Source organism: Saccharopolyspora sp. NPDC002686 (genome assembly GCF_040295745.1).
Lineage (GTDB): Bacteria > Actinomycetota > Actinomycetes > Mycobacteriales > Pseudonocardiaceae > Saccharopolyspora > Saccharopolyspora oryzae.
Genome location: NZ_JBEOVY010000552.1, coordinates 1 through 3,186, shown reverse-complemented (window position 1 = coordinate 3,186; position 3,186 = coordinate 1). Strand labels below are relative to the sequence as shown.

Below are 3,186 nucleotides of genomic sequence, written 5' to 3'. Positions count from 1 at the left end.
ACGTGCCGCTACCCTGCATGCTTGCAGCTCAGCGGAGTTGCGCGAGCCCCCATAGCTCAGCTGGATAGAGCAAAGGACTTCTAATCCTTAGGTCGTCGTCGGCGCTGATCTCGCCCGGGCGGGCGGTGAGGTGCACCGCCGGCCGGGCGTCGTCGGCGGCCAGCGCCGCTTCCAGCTCGTCGATGCCGAGCGCGTCGGCGAAGGCCTGCGCGATCCACTTCGGGTGCGCGTAGCGCATCGCGAGGTGGCCGACCGGGTCTTCGGAGCGCGCCGGGGCCAGCTTGTCGACCCAGCCCTGCTCGTCCAGCTCGGTGACGCTGCGCAGCACCGCGTTGGCGAAACCGGCCAGCTTCGAACCGGATTCGTACCGCACGATGTCCACAGTGGACGCAACGGCGGCGTGCGCCGGGATGCGGGTGCGCAGCAGCTGGTAGACGCCGATGCGCAGCGCGTCGAGCAGCTTCGGGTCCATTTCGGACAGCGGCCGGTTGCTGCAGTCGTCGATCACGGCGTCCAGCAGGCCCTGCGCCCGGCACGCCCCGTAGGTCAGCTCGGTGGCCAGCGCGGCGTCGCGGCCGGTGATCCGGCGCTGCTTGAGCAGCGGCGGCAGCGCGAGGTTGGCGTAGGCGTCGCGTTCCCGGACCGCGCGCAGCGTTTCGACCGCGACCAGGCGCACCGGGTCGACCTCCACCGGTCGCGGCGGGCCGGACTTGCGTCGCGGTGGGCGGGCCTGGCCCGGCCGGTTCGGCCGACGGCGGCGTTCGTTCACTTGAGCCGTTCTCCTTGCTCGATGCGTGTTCCGCGGGCCCAGTCGGTGGCCGCCATCCGCTTCTTGCCCGCCGCCTGCACCTCGCCCAGCGCGACCGCCGAGGTCCCGGTGCCGACCAGCACGCGGCGCTTCTCCACCCGGATCTCGCCCGGCGGCAGTTCTTGATCGTCCACGATGGACACCGGGCCGAGCTTGAACCGCTCGTCGCCCAGCAGCGCCCAGGCCCCTGGGTCGGGCGTGACCGCCCGGACCAGGCGGTCCACCGCGGTCGCGGGCGCGGTGAAGTCCACCTTCGCGTCCTCGACGGTGACCTTCGGCGCGTAGCTCTGGCCGTCGGCGGGCTGCTCCTCCGCCCGCAGCGTGCCGTCCTCGACGCCGTCGAGGGTCGCCGCCAGCAGTCCGGCACCGGACACCGCCAACCGGTCCAGCAGTTCACCGGAGGTGTCGGTGGGGCGCACCTGCTCGGTCACCACGCCGAAGACCGGTCCGGCGTCCAGCTCCCGGACGATGCGGAAGGTGCTGGCCCCGGTGATCTCGTCGCCGTGCCGGATCGCGGCCTGCACCGGAGCGGCGCCGCGCCACGCGGGCAGCAGCGAGAAGTGCAGGTTGATCCACCCGAACTTCGGGATGGCCAGCGCCTCCTCCTTCAGCAGCGCGCCGTAGGCCACCACCGGGCAGCAGTCGGGTTCGAGTTCCCGCAGCCGCGCCAGGAAGTCCGGTTCCGAAGCACGAGCGGGCGTGAGCACCTCGATGCCGTGCTCGTCGGCGAGCGCGCCGACGGGCGAGCGCACCAGCTTGCGACCGCGCCCGGCGGGCGCGTCCGGGCGGGTGACCACGGCGACGACCTCGTGCCGATCGGATTCCAGCAGGGCGCGCAGCGCCGGGACGGCGGGCGCGGGGGTTCCGGCGAAGACCACTCGCATCAGCGGCCTCCGAACAGGGGGTGCGGGCTTTCCTTGATCACCGGGACGTCGCCGTTGAACCACTCCGCGCGGCGGATCTCGCGCAGCGCCTCCTTGCGGGTCTGCTCGTCGAGCCGGTCGACGAACAGCACGCCGTCCAGGTGGTCGGACTCGTGCTGGATGCAGCGCGCCAGCAGATCGGTGCCCTCCACCTCGACCGGCTCGCCGTGCATGTTCCAGCCGCGCGCCACCACGTGCTTGGCGCGCACGCACTCCCAGAACATCTCCGGGATGGACAGGCACCCCTCCGGGCCGAACTGCTCGTCGCCACCGACAGCCGTCCAGGTCGGGTTGACCAAGTGCCCCGCGAAGCCGTCGCAGTGGTAGGTGAACACCCGTAGGCCGACGCCCAGCTGCGGCGCCGCCAGCCCGGCACCGCCCTGCGACTCCATGGTGTCCCACAGGTCCTGCACGAGGGTGCGCAGCTCCTTGTCGAAGTCGACCACCTCGTCGGCCCTGGTGCGCAGCACTGGGTCGCCGAAGAGTCTGATCGGCTGGACGGTCACATGGGCCCCCTGGGAGTTCGGCGGTGGTGGTTGGCGACCCGACGAGTCTAGTCGTCGGCCGCGCTGAGCCGCGTGGTGGCAGTTGTGCCGAATCGGCCGATTCGGATCACCCGGCGGACGCGATTCACTGGGGGCCCCGAGTCACGGAGTGGCCATGTCGAGCACCGAACAGCTGCCAGCGCTGACCCCCGACGACTACCCCGGTCTGTTCCAGGCGGCGGACGCCGCCGCAGCCCGCCAGCAGCACGTCTGCATCCGGGCCGCGCGATCGCGGTTGGTGCTGGTCGTCGCCGCGGCCGCGTTCGCCGCGATGACCTTGCCCGTCGACGGCACCGACCTGTTCGCGGTGGGCGCCGCGCTGGCGTTCGTCGGAGCGCTGGTGGTGGAGCTGGCCGTGATCAGCACCCGCCCGGACCGGCTGTGGGCGGAGAGCCGCACCCTCGCGACGTCGGTCAAGACGCTGTCCTGGCGCTACGCCGTGGGCGCGGCACCGTTCCCGGCCGGCTCCGCGCGGGCCGACGAGCGGTTCGCCGAACGCCTGCGCGCCCTGCAGCAGGAACTCCCCGACGTCCCGCTGTCGCAGCACACCGCCGAGACGATCACCGCGCGGATGCGGGCTCTGCGCGCCGCGTCGCTGGCCGAGCGCAAGGAGGCGTACCTGATCGGCCGGATGCTCGACCAGCAGGACTGGTACCAGACCCGCGCGCTGCACCACCAGCGGCGAGCCCGGTCCTTCCGCACCGCGATGCTGGTAGCGGAGGTAGTGGGCGTGGCCGGAGCGCTGAGCGAGGCGCTGGGCATCACCGGGCTGACCAAGGCCGTAGCCACCGCGGCAGCAGTGGCGGCGGCCTTGGTCGCCGCGCTTGCGGCGTGGGCCGCGACCCGCCGGCACGCGGCGAAGGCCGCGACCTACCACCGGGTCACCCGCGAACTGGGCGCGATCCGGGAC

General features: G+C 72.6%; 3 protein-coding genes and 1 pseudogene. 1 reads left to right on the top strand and 3 read right to left on the bottom strand.

Annotated elements, in window-relative coordinates; translation table 11 throughout:
- Positions 1-94: 94 nt before the first annotated feature.
- The 3 genes and pseudogenes from ABTZ89_RS37420 to def form a co-directional block, all read right to left on the bottom strand.
- Positions 95-769, bottom strand: a pseudogene (locus ABTZ89_RS37420) (transcription antitermination factor NusB); the annotation flags it as partial.
- Positions 766-1,692, bottom strand: a complete 927-nt coding sequence (gene fmt / locus ABTZ89_RS37415) for a methionyl-tRNA formyltransferase (RefSeq protein ID WP_270954552.1) — start codon at positions 1,690-1,692, stop codon at positions 766-768. The pseudogene ABTZ89_RS37420 and the gene fmt, both read right to left, overlap by 4 nt.
- A complete protein-coding gene (gene def / locus ABTZ89_RS37410; RefSeq protein ID WP_270954553.1) occupies positions 1,692-2,237 on the bottom strand; it encodes a peptide deformylase in 546 nt (181 codons plus the stop codon). The genes fmt and def overlap by 1 nt, the downstream gene beginning before the upstream one ends.
- 154 nt (positions 2,238-2,391) lie before the next feature.
- Here def and ABTZ89_RS37405 point away from each other — a divergent pair.
- Positions 2,392-3,186: DUF4231 domain-containing protein (locus ABTZ89_RS37405; RefSeq protein WP_351053942.1), on the top strand; the 795-nt coding region annotated here is incomplete at its 3' end.